Origin of the sequence: Actinomadura sp. (genome assembly GCF_044508335.1) — a bacterium.
In the GTDB taxonomy this organism is placed as follows: domain Bacteria; phylum Actinomycetota; class Actinomycetes; order Streptosporangiales; family Streptosporangiaceae; genus Spirillospora.
Genome location: NZ_JBIQHY010000141.1, coordinates 1 through 17,240, shown reverse-complemented (window position 1 = coordinate 17,240; position 17,240 = coordinate 1). Strand labels below are relative to the sequence as shown.

Sequence of the window (17,240 nt, the reverse complement as noted above, 5' to 3'; positions counted from 1 at the left end):
CTCGTCGGCGCGCTCGTCGCGACCGAGCGCGGCGACGCCCGCGAGGCGCCGCCGCCCGCGCCGCGGCCGGTGTCGGCCGCCCCGGACGCCTGGACGCGCGGCGCCCGCACCCTGGACGCCTGGCCCGCGCGCGGCGAGCTCGCCGGCGACCGGGCGTTCGTGCGGCGCGCCGCGGCCGCGTGGGCGGGCGCGCCCGGCGGCCGGCGCGCCGCGGGCGGCACCGCCCAGCTCCTCTACGCGGGCCGCCTCGACGGCACGCCCCTCGCCCTCTTGCGGCGCGGCGGCCTGCTGGCCCGCTACACCCCCGGCCGGCTGGACGTCGTCCCGGCCGGGACCGGTCCGTCCGCCCCGATCGCCCTCGGCGGCGGGCGCTACCTGCTCGCCCCGTGGGACGCCCGGCCCGAGACGCTCTCCGGCGACCGGCTGGCGGTGTCCGGCGGCGTGACCGCCCCCGCCCGCGCGGACACCGGCTGCGGGCGCGGCCCGCTGTTCCACCTCGGCTCCCGGACGGTCGGCGACCTCGGCGGCCCGCGCGCCGCCGTCCTCGGCTACCGCCCGCCCGGCCGGCGGCCGCGGGACGAGCGGCCGGAGCGCCTCGGCGGGCGGGGCCGGGAGATCTGGAACCGGCTGGCCTGCGCGACGCCGCGCCCGGCCAGCCCGGTGTCGGAGGCGACGGCGTTCGGCTTCTGGTCCGGGAGGCTGCCGCACGGCGGCGGGCACGCCGACTGGGTGTGCACCCGGCTGACGTACGCGGCGGGCGGGAGCACCGCCCGGGCGATGCTGCTCGGCGCGGAGGCCCGGCCCACGGGCGCGTGCGACGCCGGCCGCCCGGTCAGCGGCACGTGGTGGCGGGCGCCGTCGGACCGCTGGTACTACGTGGCCGCCGCCGGACGCGGCCTCGTCCCGCACGCCGACGGCGTGCGCCGCTCGACGACGCACAAGGGCCTGCTGGTCGCCACCGGGACCCCGAAGACCCCGGTGTCCCTCACCGCCCGCTGACCCGCACCCGAGTCAGCACGCGCTTACCTGGATGGTGCACACTGGGGGAGACCGAACAAGATTCAGGGAGTCGCAGATGGGCAAGGGGCCGCTGTCCGGAGTACGGGTGATCGAGCTGGCCGGGATCGGACCGGGGCCGTTCGCCGCGATGCTGCTGGCCGACCTCGGCGCCGACGTGATCCGCGTCGACCGCGCCTCCGCCGTCCGGGAGGGCGAGACGGCCGGCGGCACCGACTTCACCAACCGCGGCAAGCGGTCGATCGCCATCGACCTGAAGAGCGAGCGGGGCCGCGAGGTCGTGCTCCGCCTCGCCGAGAAGTCCGACGTGCTGCTCGAAGGGTTCCGGCCCGGTGTCACCGAGCGCCTCGGCATCGGCCCGGACGACTGCCTCGCCCGCAACCCGCGGCTCGTCTACGGCCGGATGACCGGCTGGGGCCAGGAGGGGCCGCTCTCGCACACCGCCGGCCACGACGTCGGCTACATCGCCATCACCGGCGCCCTGCACGCCATCGGCCGCGCGGACGGCCCGCCGCAGGTCCCGATGAACCTGCTCGGCGACTTCGCCGGCGGCAGCATGTACCTGGTCGTCGGCGTCCTGTCCGCCCTCCTGGAGGCGAGGACGAGCGGGCGCGGCCAGGTCGTCGACGCCGCGATCGTGGACGGCACCGCCCACCTGTCGACGTTCATCCACGCGTTCCTCGCGGGCGGCCTCTGGGAGGATCGCCGCGGCGTCAACATGCTCGACACCGGCGCCCCCTGGTACGACGTCTACGAGACGGCCGACGGGAAGCACATGGCCGTCGGCGCCATCGAGCCGCAGTTCTACGCCGAGTTCCTCCGCCTCGCCGGCCTGGACGGCGAGGACCTCCCGCACCAGCACGACCGCGCCGGCTGGCCGCTGCTCCGCGAGCGGTTCGCCGCCGTCTTCAAGACGAAGACCCGCGACGAGTGGACGGAGATCTTCGTTCCCAGCGACGCCTGCGTGGCCCCCGTCCTGTCGCTGACGGAGGCGGCCGAGCACCCCTACAACACGTCCCGCGGCGTGTTCCCCGACCTCGCCGGCCACCGCCAGCCCGCCCCGGCGCCCCGCTTCTCCCGCACCGCCGCGGAGACCGACGGCGTTCCCGCCCTCCCCGGCGGCCAGACCCGCGCCATCCTGGACGACCTCGGCTTCGATGACACCGAGACCCTCCTGAAGGAGGGCGCCGTCGCCCAGGCGTGAGCCGCCCGCACCCGGCCTGCGGCGGATCGCCGCAGGCCGGGCGGTATGCGCGCCGATCCAATTGTGAGTCGGCTGACAAGGCGGCCCGGTAAACCGGCGGCCATTCCACAAGACCGCGCCCCGAAGCGGTCGTACGTTGTGGGAACTCCACCCCGATCATCACGGCGATGAGCGGCCGGACCCGGTGAATTCGTGCGGGCCGCGGCCTCTTTTCGGCGTGCCCTCACGAGGGAGATTCCCATGCGTTTCAGACGACTCCGGTCCTGGGCGGCGACCGCCGCGGCGGCGGCCGCCGTGCTCGCCGCGACGGGCCTGGCCGCGCCCGCCGCGCACGCCGAGACCAGCCCGGACGGCGCGAACGACTGGAACTGCAGGCCGTCGTTCTGGCATCCCCGGCCGGTCGTTCTCGTGCACGGGACGTTCGAGAACATGGCGTTCAACTGGCAGAAACTCTCTCCGGCCCTGAAGAAGGCCGGATACTGCGTCTACGCCCTCAATTACGGCGGCCCGGAGGACGGCCCGATCCAGGGAATCCATGACATTCCCGCATCGGCCGGAGAACTGTCGGAGTTCGTCGACAGGGTGCTCGCCTCGACCGGCGCGTCCAAGGTCGACATCGTCGGGCATTCGCAGGGCGGAATGATGCCCCGCTACTACATGAAGTTCCTCGGCGGCGCGGCGAAGGTCGGCAGGCTCGTGGGGCTCGTCCCGTCCAACCACGGCACCAACCTGGCGGGCCTCGTCCAGCTGGGCAGCCTGCTCGGCATCACGCAGGCCGTCGTCAAGGCCGCGCCGGCCGCGGGCCAGCAGATCACCGGCTCCGACTTCCTCAAGGAGCTGAACGCCGGCGGCGACACGGTGCCCGGCCCGGCCTACATCGTCCTCGCCACCAGGTACGACGAGGTCGTCACGCCCTACACCTCGGCGTTCCTCAACGGCTCGAACGCGCAGAACGTCCTGCTGCAGGACAAGTGCCCGGACGACACCAACGCGCACGTCGGCATCGCCTTCGACCCGGTGGCGATCAAGTTCGTGCTGAACTCGCTCGACATCTGGGGCCCGTACTGGCCCATCGACTGCGGCAGGCCGCTCGGCTGACCGCGCCCGGCCGCGGCGCCCGGCGGTCCCGCCCTTTCGCCGCCGGGCGCCGTCCCGCGTTCCTAGAGGCCGAGCCGCTTGGCCGCGATCTCGTTCATGATCTCGCTGGTGCCGCCGCCGATCCCGAGGATGCGGGCGTCGCGGTAGTGCCGCTCGACCTCCGACTCCCGCATGTAGCCCATCCCGCCGTGCAGCTGGACGGCCTCGTGCACGACGTGCTCGCAGGCGAGGACGGCGGTGTTCTTGGCGTAGGCGGTCTCGGCGAGCACGTCCTCGCCCGCGGCGTGCCGCTCGGCGACCGCGCGGACGTAGGTGCGGGCCACGTCCGTCTGCCGGGCCATCTCGGCGATCTTGTGCCGGACGAGCTGCCGGGACGCGAGCGGCCGGCCGAAGGTGTCCCGCTCCCGGACCCAGCCGAGCGTGAGGTCGAGGCAGCGCTGCGCCGTCGCGTACGCCTGCACGGCGAGGGACAGTCGCTCGGTCACGAAGTTCTGCACGATCTGCAGGAACCCGCTGTTCTCCGCGCCGACCAGGTTCGCGGCCGGCACGCGGACGTCGCTGAACGACAGCTCCGCCGTGTCCGAGCAGAGCCACCCCATCTTGCGCAGCGGCCCCGACACCGTGAAGCCGGGCGTGCCCTTCTCGATGACGAGGAGCGAGATGCCGTCGACGCCCGGTCCGCCCGTCCGGACCGCCGTGGTGACGAAGTCGGCGCGGACGCCGGAGGTGATGAACAGCTTGGCGCCGTTGACGACGTAGTGGTCCCCGTCGCGGACGGCGGTGGTGCGGATGCCCGCCACGTCCGACCCCGTGCCGGGCTCGGTGACGCCGAGCGCGCCGATCGTCTCGCCGGCCAGCGTCGGCCGGGCGAACCGGTCGATCAGGGCGTCGTCGCCGGACGCGATGATGTGCGGCAGCGCGATGCCGTGCGTGAACAGCGAGGCGACGACGCCGCCGGACCCGCCCGCCTGGATGATCTCCTCGGCGACGATCAGCGCGTCGAACAGCTCGCCGCCGGACCCGCCGGCCTTCTCCGGGAACCCGGCGCCGAGCAGCCCCGCCTCGGCGGCCCTGGCGTGCAGCGCGCGGGGGAGCTCGCCGGCGTCCTCCCACGCGGCGAGGTGCGGGACGATCTCCCGCGCGGTGAAGTCGCGGACGAGCCGGCGCAGCTCCGCGCGCTCCGGGGTGTGCCAGGGGCCCAACGCAGCCTCCTCGATGTCAGAACGGGGTTCGGAATCTAACAGGAGGCGGCCGGCGGGCGGGGATGAGGGGCGGCGCGGTCCCGGCCGCCCCTCACCTCCCCCGGTTCAGGCGAGCGCGTCGCCGACGGCCGCGGCCCACAGGCCGAGGGCGTCGTCGATCTGCCGCTCGGTGACGATCAGCGGCGGGATCATCCGGACGACGTTGCCGTGCGCGCCGCAGGTCAGCAGGAGCAGGCCGCGCTCGGCGGCCGCCCGGTGCGCCCGCTGCGCGGTGGCCGCGTCGGGTTCCCCGCCGGCCGTGGTGAACTCGCTCGCCTGCATCAGGCCGAGGCCGCGCACGTCGCCGATCTCCGGGTGGTCGGCGGCGACCTTGCGGAGCCCGTCGCTCAGCCGCGCGCCCTGCCGGGCGGCGTTGCCGACGAGGTCCTCGTCGGCGATGACCTGGAGGGTGGCGAGCGCGGCCGCGCACGCCACCGCGTTGCCGCCGTAGGTGCCGCCCTGGGAGCCCGGCCACGCCTTCTCCATGAGCGCGGTGGGCGCCGCGATCGCCGACAGCGGGAAGCCGCTGGCCAGCCCCTTGGCGGTGATGAGGACGTCGGGCCGCGCGGCCGAGTGCTCGTGGCCCCAGAACCGGCCGGTGCGGCCGTAGCCGGTCTGCACCTCGTCCATGATCAGCAGGATGCCGTGCCGGTCGGCGCGCTCCCGCAGCCCCTCCAGGAACGCGGGCGGCGCCGGGATGTAGCCGCCCTCGCCGAGCACGGGCTCGACGATGAACGCCGCGGTGTCGGAGGCCGGGCTCGCGGTGACGAGCAGGTAGTCCAGCTCGCGCAGCGCGAAGCGGGTCGCCTCCTCCTCCGACCACCCGTACCGGTACGCCTGCGGGAACGGCGCGATCGCGGCGCCCGGCATCAGCGGGCCGATGCCCGCGCGGAACTTGGTGCCGGCCGTGGTGAGCGCGGCGGCGCCCATCGTCCGGCCGTGGAAGGAGCCGTGGAAGACGACGATGTTCTGCCGCCCGGTGGCGTGCCGGGCCAGCCGGACGGACGCCTCGACGGCCTCGCTGCCGCTGTTGAGGAAGAACAGCGAGTCCAGGCCGTCGGGCAGGACCTCGCCGAGCGCGTCGACCAGCCGCAGCAGCGGCTCGTGCATGACCGTCGTGTACTGCCCGTGGATGAGCGTGCCGACCTGCTTGCGCGCGGCCTCCACCACGCGCGGGTGGCAGTGGCCGGTGTTCGTGACGCCGATGCCCGCGGTGAAGTCCAGGTGCCGGCGGCCGTCGGTGTCGTAGAGGTACACGCCCTCGCCGCGTTCGGCCAGGACGGGAGTCGCCTGCTTGAGCAGGGGTGAGAGCCGAGCCATGCGCGTCCCCTCCGGTAGATTGTCGACAATCTGCAATGTAGGTGCCCCCGGGAGCGGATGTCCAGGGGGCGCCCCTCCGCTACGGACGGGAGGTGCTGAGCCGGCGGATGGAGTCGGTCATGTGCTCCTCGATGAGCGCGAGCAGCCGCTCCTCCTCCCCGTCGCCGATCGCGTCGACGAGCCGGCGGTGCTCCTCGACGAGGTCGGACGGCTCGGGGTAGGTGTCCTGCAGCGCGTTCAGGCACATGCGGGTCTCGACGAGCAGCGTGTGCGCCATCCGCTCCAGCCGGGGGCTGCCGGACGAGCTGACCAGCACCTCGTGGAACGCCTGGTCGGCGTCGCTCATCGCGACCCGGTCGCGCTGCTTCGCCGCCTCCACGAGCGCTTCGAGGGCCTCGGTGAGGCGGGCCACCGCCTCACCGCGGTTCCGCTCCATGATCAGCTTGCACGCCTCCCGCTCGATCGCCAGCCGGGCGCGGTAGACGTCCTCGACGTCCCCCTCGTCCAGGGTGATCACGAACAGCCCCCGATGCGGCTCGCTGACCAGCAGCCCCTCCTGGACGAGCCGCTGCATCGCCTCGCGCAGCGGGCCGCGGCTGATGCCGAGGCGGCCCGCGAGGTCGGCCTCGCCGAGCTGCGCGCCGGGCTCCAGCGACCCGTACATGATCGCCGAGCGCAGCTCGTCCGAGACGATCTCGACGGTCGACTTGCGGGGGACAGGTTCCAGCTCACCCAATCGGCCCATGCCGCGGGCCCCTTTCGTCATAGCTGCCAGGTATGTCGTCCCGGCCGGGCGGCGCTGCCGGCGGGGACGGCGGAGACGGCGGCGGGCACGGCGAACAGCCGGCCCAGCCCGGTGCGCGGCGGGAGCCCGCCGGGACCGGACGCGAGCCGCAGCCCCTCCCACACGCTCACCTGGTTGGCGGTCAGCACCGGCTTGCCGGTCCGCGCCTCCAGCTCGTCGAGCCAGGACACGGTGTGCAGCGCGGTGTCGGGCACCAGCACCGCCTCGGCGTCCGGATGGTCGTTGGCCGCGACGAAGGCGAGCACCTCCTCGCGGCCGAGCGTGCCGACCTCGGCGGCGGTCACGATGCCCCGGCAGGACAGCGCGACCACCTCGATGCCGGCGTGCCCGAGGAACGCGACGAACCGCTCGGCGACGTCGGACGGGTAGGTCGCGGCGACCGCGACCCTCCGCACGCCAAGCGCCTGCGCGGCGTGCACGAACGCGAACGACGTGCTGGACGCCGGCACCCCCGCCGCCTCCCGCACGCCCGCGACCTGCTGCGCCGCGCCGTCCCAGCCGAACACGAAGCTGCCGCTGGTGCACGCCCACACCGCGGCGCCCACGCCCATGCCGCGCAGCGCGCGGGCGCCCTCGCCGAGGACGTCGGCGCCGCCGATGTCCAGCAGCGCGTCGACGCGGTGCGCGTCCTCGCGCATGAGCGTGTGCACGACCGGCAGGCTCACCTCGCCCGGCCCCGAACGCCGGAGGGCGCGTTCCATGGCGGGGTAGTCGTCCTCGGCGCTGTAGCCCGGGTACAGGAACCCGGCGCGCACCGTGCTCTGCCGCATGTTGTCGACAATCCTACCTTCGCGGATCATGGCGGTCAGGCCGCCGTGGTCGGGGCCAGCTGCGCCAGCGACTGCCCGGGACCGGCCGCCGTGCGGCCCATCGCGCGCAGCGCCGAGCACATCGTGACCTGATTGGCGGTCAGCACCGGCTTCTGGATCATCTGCTCCAGCGGCGCGATGATGTCGTAGGTCGGCACGTTCGTGCAGCTGATGAAGACGGCCTCGGCCTCGGGGCGGTCGACCGTCGACACCGCCGACACGATCTCGCCGTAGCCGACCTTCCAGATGTGGCTGAGCAGCCCCATCCCGACCGACGACACGACCTCGATCCCGTACTCGCCGAGGAACGACACGAGCCGGTCGGTGACCGCGTCTATGTACGGCGTGACGACGGCGATGCGCGACACGTCGAGCAGCCGCAGCGACTCCACCAGCGCGCCGGACGTCGTCGTCGACACCGGCGCGCCGACCGACGTCATCGACTGGTGCAGCTCCAGCTCGCCCGCCTTGCCGCGGATGAAGCTGCCGGACGCGCAGGCGTAGGCGACCACGAGCGGCTCGGGCGCGAGGACGTCCCGGGTCGCCTGCCGGACGATCGACTGGTCGGACAGCGCGGACGCCATCTCCACGGTGACCGGGACCGGGACGTACGGGAGCCGGGTCATGAACAGCGACACGTCGTCGGGCGTCCACCGCCACAGCTCGCGGTCCAGGGCGAAGTCGAACGGCGCGACCACCCCGATACCGTGCTGGGCCAGCAGCTCGGGGCCGACGACCAGCGTGGGGTCGAATGCCATCTGCGAGGCCACCGCTCTAGGACTCGGCGCGGGTGTAGACGAGGCGCTCACCGACGCCCCCGGACCGCCACACGTCGTTGCACGCCTCGGCCATCCGGTCGAGCCCGTCCACGATCGTGGCGTACACGTTGCCCGGCACCCACCCGACGTCCGCGTTCAAGAGCAGGTTGTTGCGGCCGTAGAAGATGGCGAGGTCGATGACGCCGGGCAGCGCGTGGATGTTCTTCTCCTCCTTGAACTTGCGGTCGAGCATCCCGCCCGAGAAGGAGAAGTAGACGACGTCGCCCGGGATGGGGGTGACTGTCGGGTTCTCCAGGCCGACCTCTTCCTCGGAGAACCGCTCGACCATCGTGTAGACCTCGTTGCGCGCGTACTTGGCGTGGTACGCGTCACCGCCCAGAGGCAGGGCGCGCCAGACCGCCTCGCACGTCCGCGGCGCGTCCTTCTCCAGCAGCTCCGCGACGCATGAGACGCCGCGACGCTCCAGTGTGATGGTCATGAGCTTGGGCATGCTGGACCTCCCCGTGAACAGGGGTGGGCGAGAGCGTCGCCACCCGAAGGACTCTTCCTTTAGAGCGCTCTGGGATCCGTCCTGGCCTGTGCATGGGCAACGGTTGCGACGGTCTTGCAGCACGTGTCAGTGCGGTGAACCGGGGCCGCGGTGCACCGCGCTGATTGTTGACAATCCTACGAACGCTTCCTAGCGTGTCAATGCCTCCCCGAGTTGCCTTCACGTAAACTCCGCACACCCCGGAAGTGACGCCGATGGAGCCTGTTCAGCACGCCGCCGGTGGGCCGCCTGACGTGGTGGTTCTCGTGGGGGACGACCACCCGCGCGGAATGGCGGAGGCGGAGGGGCTCGCCCGTATCCGCTACGTGCGCGAAACGGAGCTGGCCGGGGCGCTTCCGGGAGCGGACGCCGTCTTCGTGTGGGACTTCCTGTCGGACGCGCTCGCCGGCGCGTGGCCGTCCGGGGACGCCCCGGGCTGGGTGCACATCGCGAGCGCCGGAGTCGACCGGCTGCTGTTCCCCGCCCTGGTCGAAGGCGACACGATCGTCACCAATTCGCGAGGGGTGTTCGACGAGCCGATCGCCGAGTACGTCCTCGGGCTCGTGCTGGCCTTCGCCAAGGACCTTCCCGCCACCCTGCGGCTGCAGGCGGAGCGGCGCTGGCGGCACCGCGAGACCGAGCGCGTCACCGGCGCCCGCGCGCTGGTCGTCGGCACCGGGCCGATCGGCCGCGCCATCGGCCGCCGGCTGACCGCCGCCGGGCTCGCCGTCACCGGCGCCGGCCGCACCGCCCGGCGCGCCGATCCCGATCTCGGGACCGTCCTGCCGATGGAGCGGCTGGACGAGGCGCTCGCCGAGGCCGACTACGTCGTGCTCGCCGCGCCGCTCACCCCGCGGACGCGCGGGATGATCGACGCCGCCGCGCTGGACCGGATGCGCCCGTCCGCGCGGCTGATCAACGTGGGCCGCGGCGCGCTGGTCGCCGAACCCGACCTCGTCAAGGCGCTGCGCGACGGCCGGATCGCGGGCGCCGCGCTGGACGTCTTCGAGGACGAGCCGCTGCCGCCGTCCTCCCCCCTCTGGGAGATGCCGAACGTCGTCGTCTCCCCGCACATGTCCGGCGACGTGGTCGGCTGGCGGGACGAGCTGGTCCGGCTGTTCACCGACAACCTCGGCCGCTACACGTCCGGCCGCCCGCTGCGCAACATCGTCGACAAGCGGCTCGGCTATGTCGGATCGAACCAGAGGGGGGAGCCATGACCGACGCGGCCGACCTGACCGCGACCGAACTGCTGGCGGAGTACGAGGCGGGGACGCTGTCCCCGGTCGAGGCCGCCGAGGCCGTCCTCGCGCGCATCAGGCGGGACGACCGGGAGCTCAACGCGTTCTGCCTGGTCGACGAGGAGACGACGCTCGACATGGCGCGGGCGGCGGCCGACCGCCGGGCGCGCGGCGCGGTGCTCGGGCCCCTGGACGGCGTGCCCGTGTCCATCAAGGACGTCCTGCTCACCCGCGGCTGGCCCACCCTGCGCGGCTCCACGACCATCGACCCCGCCGGCCCCTGGGACGAGGACTCCCCGGCCGTGGCGCGGCTCCGCGAGCAGGGCGCGGTGTTCGTCGGCAAGACGACCACGCCGGAGTTCGCCTGGAAGGGCGTCACCGACGGCCCGCTCACCGGCGTCACCCGCAACCCGTGGGACACCTCCCGCACGCCGGGCGGGTCGAGCGGCGGCGCCGCGGCGGCCGTCGCGGCGGGCATGGCGCCGCTCGCGCTCGGCACCGACGGCGGCGGCTCGGTCCGCATCCCCGCCGCGTTCACCGGCATCTTCACCATCAAGCCGACGTACGGGCGCGTCCCGCACTACCCGGCGAGCCCGTTCGGGACGCTCGCGCACACCGGCCCGATGACGAACACGGTGGCCGACGCCGCGCTGCTGCTGGACGCGGTGTGCGGCGCCGACGGCCGCGACTGGTCGGCGCTGCCGCCGCCGGACGTCCCCTTCGCCGGCGGCGGGCCGGACGACCTCACCGGCCTGCGCGTCGCGTTCAGCCCGGACCTCGGGTTCGCGGAGGTCGATCCGGAGATCGCGGCGTCGGTCGCGGCCGCGGCCGAGTCCTTCACCGAGCTGGGCGCGAAGGTCGAGCAGGCCGATCCGGGGCTCGGCGGCGACCCCGTCGAGGAGTTCGAGGTCCTGTGGTTCGCGGGCGCCGCCAAGGTCGTCGAGCACCTGCCCCCCGAGGCCCGGGCCCGGCTCGACCCGGGCCTGCGGGAGATCTGCGAGCAGGGCGCGCGGTACTCGGCCGCCGACTACCTCACCGCCACGGCCCGCCGCATGGAGCTGGGGCGCCGCATGGGCCTCTTCCACGAGCGGTACGACCTGCTGCTGACCCCGACGATGCCGATCGCCGCGTTCGAGGCGGGCCGGGAGGTGCCGGAGGGCTCGCCGTCCCCGCGCTGGACGAGCTGGACCCCGTTCACCTACCCGTTCAACATGACCCAGCAGCCGGCCGCGAGCCTGCCGTGCGGGTTCACCGCGGGGGGCCTGCCCATCGGCCTGCAGGTGGTCGGCGCCCGGCATGCGGACGCCCTGGTCATGACCGCCTGCGCGGCCTTCGAGCGGGCCCGCCCGTGGCGCGGCCGGCGGCCGTAGCGGACGCGCGGTTCACGCGAAGGCGATGACCGCGCGGCCGCGGTGCACGCCCTCGTCCATCGCGGCGAGCACGCGCGGCGCCTCGTCCAGCGTGACCGGGGTGACCTCGGGGACGATCCCGTGCGCCACCGCGAAGTCGAGGGTGTCGCGCAGGTCGTGCGGCGACCCGGACGGGACGCCCATCACCCGGATCCGGTTCATCACGAGGGCGGCGGGCGGCACGCTCACGTTCTCGGCGCCCATGCCGAGGTAGAGCAGGGTGCCGTCGGGGCGCAGGCCGCCGAACGCGGCGAGGCCGGTCGCGGTGTCGGGCGCGGTGTTGACCACCACGTCCGCGCCGCCCCACGCCTTCAGGGCCTCGGCCGGGTCCTGCTCGGCGGTCGCGACGAACTCCTCGGCGCCGGCGGCCAGCGCCTCCTTCTCGGCGCGGCGGGACCGGGACACCACGGCGACGCGGGCGCCCATCGCGGCGGCGAACCGGAGCGCCATCGTGCCGACGCCGCCGGTGCCGAGCACCGCGACCCGCGACCCGGCGCGGGCGCCGGCGTGCCGGAGCCCGTTGAAGGCGGTGATCCCGGCGCACATCAGCTGCGCGCCGGCCACCGGGTCCAGGCCGTCCGGCAGCGGGGTGACGAACCCGGCGCGGCCCACGAAGTACTCGGCGTAGCCGCCGTCGGTGCTGACGCCCGTGATCTGCTTGGGCGCCCCGGTGCACAGGATCTGGTCGCCGCGCGCGCAGTAGTCGCAGTGGCCGCAGGAGCCGTGGATCCACCCGGTGCCGACGGGGGTGCCGACCGCGGGCCAGTCGACGCCCTCGCCGAGCGCGGCGACGACGCCGCTGATCTCGTGCCCGGGGACGGTCGGGTACCTCCCGAACGGGTAGTTGCCGCGCAGGTGGTTGACCTCGGAGTAGCACATCCCGCACGCGGTGACCTTCACCAGGACCTCGCCCGGGCCCGGCTCCGGCACGGCGCGGTCGACGATCTCCAGCGGCTGGCCCGCGGCGGACAGCACGGCGCTGCGCATGAGCGCATCCCCTCTCGTGTCTCCGGCGGCCGCGACCGGCCGCCATAGCGTTGATATAGCAATGACTATAGTGGCGCTACATGCTTCTGCATAGCGATGCTCGCCAGATTTCTGTAACATCGATGTTGTGACTGCTCAGAAGGACCCCGACACGCGGGACCGGATCGTCCGCGCGGCCGCCAAGCTGATCGCCGAGGCGGACGGCGAGCCGGTCTCGACGCGCGCCGTGTGCGCGGCCGCCGGGGTCGGCGCGCCGACCCTCTACCACTACTTCGGCGACAAGCGCGGCCTGTTCGACGCCGTCGCCGCGCACGGGTTCGAGCGGTACCTGCGGAGCAAGCGGGCCCAGCCCAGCACCGGCGACCCCGTCGACGACCTGCGCCAGGGCTGGGACCTGCACGTCGAGTTCGGCCGCACGCACCCCGCGTTCTACACGCTGATGTACGGCTCGTCCCGCACCCCGCCCGTCGCGGAGGAGGCGGACCAGATCCTGACGGGCCTCGTGGAGGCGGTCGCCCGCGCCGGGCGGCTCCGCGTCCCCGTCGGGACCGCCGTCCGGATGATCCACGCCGCCGGGGTCGGCGTCACGCTGGCGCTCATCTCCGGCGAGGACGACGGCGAGCTGTCCGTCCGGACCCGCGAGGCGGTGCTGACCGCGATCACCATCCCGGAGGAGGACACCGACGAGAGCACGCCCGCGGCCCGCGCGGCCGCGCTGCGCGCCGCGCTGAACGCCGGCCCGCCGCCCGCGCTGACCGCGGCGGAGGCGGCGCTGCTCGCCGACTGGCTCGACCGCATCGCGGCCGGCTGAGCGCTACTCGCCCTTCTCCGGCTCCGCGCGGCGCGCCCGCTCCGCGCGCTTGTCCGCCTTGCGCCTGCGGCGCTTCACGCCGACGCCGCCCCAGAGCGCGAAGCCCTTCACCACGACCGTGGGGGAGCCGGGCACCCCCGGGCCGCTCGCCCGCTGGTCGAAGCCGCCCATGATCCCGATGCCCTTGACGTGCACCGTGATGTCCTCGGGCACGATGATCTCGAACCCGCCCATGATCGCCAGCGCGCGGATCGTGACCTGCCCCTCCTCGAACCGGGCCTCGCGCAGGTCGATCTTGCCGCCGCCCCAGAACGCGAACGAGGTGAACTTCCGCGGGACGTTCCACACGCCGGCCCGCTGGAAGCCGCCCATGATCCCGATGCCGATGCGCCAGGACGGCGCGCCCTCCACGGGCCGCCAGTCCGCCCCGGCGGCGGGCGGCGCGGCGGCGCCCGGCGCCGGCAGGTCGCGGGTCAGCGGCGCCAGCTCCCCGTACGTCTTCGCCGCGTACACCGCGTCGAGCCGCTCGTCCAGCTCGGCGAGCGTCAGCCGCCCGTCCCCGGCGGCCTCGCGCAGCACCTGCGCGACCCGCTCCCGATCAGCGTCACCGGCCCGCATCTCCGGCGCCCCCGGACCCCCGGCGCGCTCGGGCAGATCACTCATGCCCGAAGCCTAAACCAGCGGCCTCATTCGTCGTAGTCGAAGGACGCCAGCCGCCGCCGGACCTCCGGGCTGAAGAAGCCCTGCACGAGGACGTCCCTGTGCCGGACGCCCCGGTCGGTCAGCCGCAGCGTTCCCGGAGAGCGCTCCAGCAGAGCCAGATCCTCCAGCACGTCGAGATACGGCCCGAAATGCTCCTCCGGCGCCCCGCCGAGAATCCCCGCGTACCAGTCGAGATCGAGGTCGATCAGGGCGAGGACGAGAGCCTTGCGGCGGCGCTCGTCCGGAGTCATGAGATAGCCGTCCGTCCGCCCGTGCCCGTGCTCGGAGACGGCGTCGAGGTACTGGCGCAGGCCCCGCATGCGGTGCCGGACGCTGTACCCGTTGCGGTAGTCGCACTCCCACAGGTAGCCGCGGGCGCCCGCGCCGATGCCCACGATCGGCTGGAGCGCCCAATGGTTCGCCTTCTGGCGGTAGCCGCCGTCTTCGCCGCGGGCCCATCGGACGTGCGTCTGCCGCCGGTAGCCCTCTTGCCGGAGGCGCTCGTCCGCGTAGTCGTACTTGGCGTACTGGTCGGGGCCGGAGACGCTCAGATACCCCTGCCCCGCGAATCCCGTCCGCGGCCGGAGAGTCAAGGCGTAGGCGCAGACCGTGTCGGGACCCAGTTCGATGACCTTGTCCACGCTGCGGCGCCAGGCGGCGTGGTCCTGCCCCGGCAGGCCGTAGATGAGGTCGACGCACACGTTGCGGAAGCCGGTCTCCGCCACGATGTCCAGCGCCTTGTAGGGGATGTCGGAGGCGTAGGCGCGGCCGATCCCCGAGAGTTCGGCGTCCTCCAGCGATTGGAAACCGAGGTTCACCCGATTGATCCCGAGCCGCCGGAACTCCCGGAACTTGGCCGGTTCTACCGTGCTCGGGCTGACCTCCATCGCCACCTCCGGCACCTGCTGGAGGTCCGTGCCCAGCTGCTCGGAGACCCCGTCGAGAACCGTGGCGAGCTGGGCGGGGGACATGACGGACGGTGTGCCCCCGCCGAGGTACACGGTGTCGAGGGGAAGGCCGCGCAGCATATCGGCGTATCCGGCCAGCTCCTTCAGCAGAGCGGCAATGTAGGCGTCGATGAGGTCGTCGTCGGACGAGGCGACCGAGAACAGATTGCAGAAGCCGCAGATCTGCTCGCAGAACGGGAAGTGGAGATAGAGGTTGAGCGGCCCCCGCGCGGCTTCGAGGGACCGGGTGACGGCCTCGGTGAGCGCGTGCGGCTCAATCCGCCCGTAGGCCTGCCGCGGCGGATACATGTAGGCGTAGTCCGCGCGTACCTCTCGATCGAGAAGAGCGGAGATCTCCTCGGCGGTTCCGGCCGACACATGAACCTTCACTCGTGGGCCTCCGCCTCGCTCCGCACTCCGGTTCCGCCGATGCCCCGCCCGTTGTCCCGGTGCCAGGCCATGAGGTGCCGCGCGTTGGGCGACAGCTCGTCCCAGAGTTCCGCGGCCTCGGCGTGGGTGAAAAAACGCAGCCCGTCGAATTCGGCTTCGCCGGGGAACGGCTCACCACCGGTGATCCGCGCCTCGTACCAGTGGCATTGCACGCTTCTCCCGGCCTCGGTGAACTCGCAGCCGCCGAGGCGGCCGCCCACCGCGACCGCGACGCCGAGCTCCTCGCGCAGCTCGCGCCGCACCGCCTGCTCCGGCCGCTCCCCGCGCTCGATCTTCCCGCCGGGCAGCTCCCACCGCGGCCGCGGGGTCCGGCGGTGCAGCAGCAGGATGCGCGAGGAGTCGTCGGTGATGACTCCGCCCGCGACGCGCAGCGTGGTCACCTGGGGCAGTGTAGTACCTGGCCAGTTCACGCCATTGCCCTGCCGCGGAGGGGTTGTGCATTCTTGGATGCACGGCTCGGTGAAGGGGGGCGGCGTTGGAGCTGAATCTCATCGCCCTGGTCTGCAAGCAGGACCAGGAGGCGCTCCAGCGATCCGGTCTCATCGGACCCGGCACCGGCGGGCAGCCGTTCTCGGTGGCGCCGTGGACGGAGAACCGGATCGTCCGCCGCGACAGCCCTCCGCTGCGGTCGACCGAGTACCGGGTGAGCCATTTCCTTTTCGAGGCCGACCGTTTCGAGGTGCTGCGCGCGGATGGCGCGGACGCGTCCATGGACTTGGACGAACGGCTGGTCGGCTGCAATGCGATCCTGCTCTTCGCCGGCCCGAACTCGGCCGGCCGCAACGGCATCGCCGATCTGATCGAACGGGTCGCCGCCGACCCTTCGTGCAAGCCGTTCTTCGTGGTGTTCGCCCTGTGCGCGGACAGCGGGGACGTGGTCGGGCAGCTCGGCACGCTGCGGCTTCCGCATTTCCGCATCCCGGGCGAAGAGCAGATAATCCCGCTCAACGGCGACCGCTCGGGCAATCTCCGGAACCACCAGTGGGAATTCGCCGACGCGGTCAAGGAGGTGCAGGAGGCTCAGCTGGAGCAGCCGACGCTCGGCGTCGGCGCGCTGCTGGTGAGCCGCGACGAAGGGCTGTTCTTCCTCTCCCGCCGGACCTGGAAGAACGGCTACGACATGCTCGGCACCTTCGGCGGCCCGCTGCAGGCCAACGGGACCGTCGTGGACACCGTCCTCCGCTACGGGGAGCAGCGCTTCCGCATACAGCGGAGCCAGATCACCGCGGGGCCCATGCTGGCGTGCACGAATATGCGCGGCGAGAACGGCCACTACGTCGACATGACGTTCCTGTTCACCACGCCGAGACGTCTCGAACTCTCCGTGGAGGGCACCAAATGGTGCACGATCACGCAGATGCAGCAGTACCTGGAGCAGGGCCGGCTCTACACGCCCGTCGCGAACGCCTTCATGCGCTACTGCGCCCTTGAGTCCTACAACCGGCTGAGCCGGGCACTGGTGTCGCCGCCGGCGCTGTCATGGATCCAGCCGGACTACGTCGAGGCGGCGGCGCTGCCCACCGACCAGCTGCTCGAGGTCGCGACTCTCCTGCGGAGCAACGAGCCCCGCAAGGAACTGTGGCCGCTGTTCTTCGAGAGCCGGTAGGCGGCGCCGGTGATGACGGTGAGACCTCAAGCGGCGCTGCTGGTCGGGACGCCCGCGGCGGGCAAGACGTCGGTGGCCCGCCGCATCCGCCGGCTCACCGGCGGGCGGGCGGAGACACTGCAGCTCGACGAGGTGCACCGGCGGCTGTGCCCGCCGCCCGGGGACGGGCGCAGGTACCACTACGAGCACGGCATGCTCGTGCTGGACGACCGGGCGTGCCTGATCGCCGAGGCGCTCGACGAGCTGAACGCGCTGCTCGCAGCTCGCCGGCGCACTCGTTCACTG

Annotated in this window: 17 protein-coding genes and 1 pseudogene; 8 read left to right on the top strand and 10 right to left on the bottom strand. The window is 73.3% G+C overall.

Going from position 1 to position 17,240, the window contains the following annotated elements; all coding sequences use genetic code 11:
* The 3 genes and pseudogenes from ACIWVC_RS30660 to ACIWVC_RS30650 all read left to right on the top strand — a co-directional run.
* Positions 1 to 999: pseudogene (locus tag ACIWVC_RS30660) on the top strand (hypothetical protein); the annotation flags it as partial.
* A 76-nt stretch (positions 1,000 to 1,075) separates the two neighbouring features.
* A complete protein-coding gene (locus tag ACIWVC_RS30655; RefSeq protein ID WP_396451571.1) occupies positions 1,076 to 2,221 on the top strand; it encodes a CaiB/BaiF CoA transferase family protein in 1,146 nt (381 codons plus the stop codon).
* 240 nt (positions 2,222 to 2,461) lie between these two features.
* On the top strand, positions 2,462 to 3,319 hold the full coding sequence (locus tag ACIWVC_RS30650) for an esterase/lipase family protein (RefSeq protein ID WP_396451573.1): 858 nt from the start codon (positions 2,462 to 2,464) through the stop codon (positions 3,317 to 3,319).
* Between the two features lie 62 nt (positions 3,320 to 3,381).
* Here the strand turns inward: ACIWVC_RS30650 and ACIWVC_RS30645 are convergent, their stop codons facing one another.
* From ACIWVC_RS30645 to ACIWVC_RS30620, 6 genes are all read right to left on the bottom strand, one after another.
* A complete protein-coding gene (locus tag ACIWVC_RS30645; RefSeq protein WP_396451575.1) occupies positions 3,382 to 4,521 on the bottom strand; it encodes an acyl-CoA dehydrogenase family protein in 1,140 nt (379 codons plus the stop codon).
* 105 nt (positions 4,522 to 4,626) lie between these two features.
* On the bottom strand, positions 4,627 to 5,880 hold the full coding sequence (locus ACIWVC_RS30640) for an aspartate aminotransferase family protein (protein WP_396451577.1): 1,254 nt from the start codon (positions 5,878 to 5,880) through the stop codon (positions 4,627 to 4,629).
* Positions 5,881 to 5,959: 79 nt separating this feature from the next.
* Complete coding sequence (locus ACIWVC_RS30635) at positions 5,960 to 6,625, bottom strand: GntR family transcriptional regulator (RefSeq protein ID WP_396451578.1); 666 nt, start codon at positions 6,623 to 6,625, stop codon at positions 5,960 to 5,962.
* Positions 6,626 to 6,642: 17 nt separating this feature from the next.
* A complete protein-coding gene (locus tag ACIWVC_RS30630; RefSeq protein WP_396451580.1) occupies positions 6,643 to 7,455 on the bottom strand; it encodes a maleate cis-trans isomerase in 813 nt (270 codons plus the stop codon).
* A 35-nt stretch (positions 7,456 to 7,490) separates the two neighbouring features.
* Complete coding sequence (locus ACIWVC_RS30625; protein ID WP_396451581.1) at positions 7,491 to 8,252, bottom strand: Asp/Glu racemase; 762 nt, start codon at positions 8,250 to 8,252, stop codon at positions 7,491 to 7,493.
* A gap of 16 nt (positions 8,253 to 8,268) precedes the next feature.
* Positions 8,269 to 8,751 carry a DUF3830 family protein gene (locus tag ACIWVC_RS30620; protein ID WP_396451600.1) on the bottom strand — a complete coding sequence of 161 codons (483 nt, stop codon included), beginning with the start codon at positions 8,749 to 8,751 and terminating at the stop codon, positions 8,269 to 8,271.
* 266 nt (positions 8,752 to 9,017) lie between these two features.
* On the opposite strand from ACIWVC_RS30620, the gene ACIWVC_RS30615 reads away from it, so the two are divergent.
* Positions 9,018 to 10,022 carry a D-2-hydroxyacid dehydrogenase gene (locus ACIWVC_RS30615; RefSeq protein WP_396454896.1) on the top strand — a complete coding sequence of 335 codons (1,005 nt, stop codon included), beginning with the start codon at positions 9,018 to 9,020 and terminating at the stop codon, positions 10,020 to 10,022.
* A complete protein-coding gene (locus ACIWVC_RS30610; RefSeq protein ID WP_396454895.1) occupies positions 10,019 to 11,413 on the top strand; it encodes an amidase in 1,395 nt (464 codons plus the stop codon). The genes ACIWVC_RS30615 and ACIWVC_RS30610 overlap by 4 nt, the downstream gene beginning before the upstream one ends.
* A gap of 12 nt (positions 11,414 to 11,425) precedes the next feature.
* On the opposite strand, the gene ACIWVC_RS30605 is transcribed toward ACIWVC_RS30610, so the two are convergent.
* Positions 11,426 to 12,439, bottom strand: a complete 1,014-nt coding sequence (locus ACIWVC_RS30605; protein ID WP_396451587.1) for an alcohol dehydrogenase catalytic domain-containing protein — start codon at positions 12,437 to 12,439, stop codon at positions 11,426 to 11,428.
* A gap of 127 nt (positions 12,440 to 12,566) precedes the next feature.
* Here ACIWVC_RS30605 and ACIWVC_RS30600 point away from each other — a divergent pair, with 127 nt between their 5' ends.
* Complete coding sequence (locus ACIWVC_RS30600) at positions 12,567 to 13,250, top strand: TetR/AcrR family transcriptional regulator (protein ID WP_396451589.1); 684 nt, start codon at positions 12,567 to 12,569, stop codon at positions 13,248 to 13,250.
* Positions 13,251 to 13,253: 3 nt separating this feature from the next.
* On the opposite strand, the gene ACIWVC_RS30595 is transcribed toward ACIWVC_RS30600, so the two are convergent.
* From ACIWVC_RS30595 to ACIWVC_RS30585, 3 genes are read right to left on the bottom strand one after another with little or no spacing between them, the layout of a single operon-like run.
* On the bottom strand, positions 13,254 to 13,913 hold the full coding sequence (locus ACIWVC_RS30595) for a DUF1707 domain-containing protein (RefSeq protein WP_396454894.1): 660 nt from the start codon (positions 13,911 to 13,913) through the stop codon (positions 13,254 to 13,256).
* Between the two features lie 23 nt (positions 13,914 to 13,936).
* Positions 13,937 to 15,289, bottom strand: coding sequence for a coproporphyrinogen-III oxidase family protein (locus ACIWVC_RS30590; RefSeq protein ID WP_396454893.1), 1,353 nt, complete (start codon positions 15,287 to 15,289; stop codon positions 13,937 to 13,939).
* On the bottom strand, positions 15,286 to 15,729 hold the full coding sequence (locus tag ACIWVC_RS30585; RefSeq protein WP_396451594.1) for an NUDIX hydrolase: 444 nt from the start codon (positions 15,727 to 15,729) through the stop codon (positions 15,286 to 15,288). Before ACIWVC_RS30585 ends, ACIWVC_RS30590 begins: the two co-directional genes overlap by 4 nt.
* 95 nt (positions 15,730 to 15,824) lie before the next feature.
* Here ACIWVC_RS30585 and ACIWVC_RS30580 point away from each other — a divergent pair, with 95 nt between their 5' ends.
* Complete coding sequence (locus tag ACIWVC_RS30580; protein ID WP_396451596.1) at positions 15,825 to 16,955, top strand: hypothetical protein; 1,131 nt, start codon at positions 15,825 to 15,827, stop codon at positions 16,953 to 16,955.
* Positions 16,956 to 16,973: 18 nt separating this feature from the next.
* Positions 16,974 to 17,240 (top strand): hypothetical protein (locus ACIWVC_RS30575; RefSeq protein WP_396454892.1); only part of this gene is annotated, 267 nt, incomplete at its 3' end.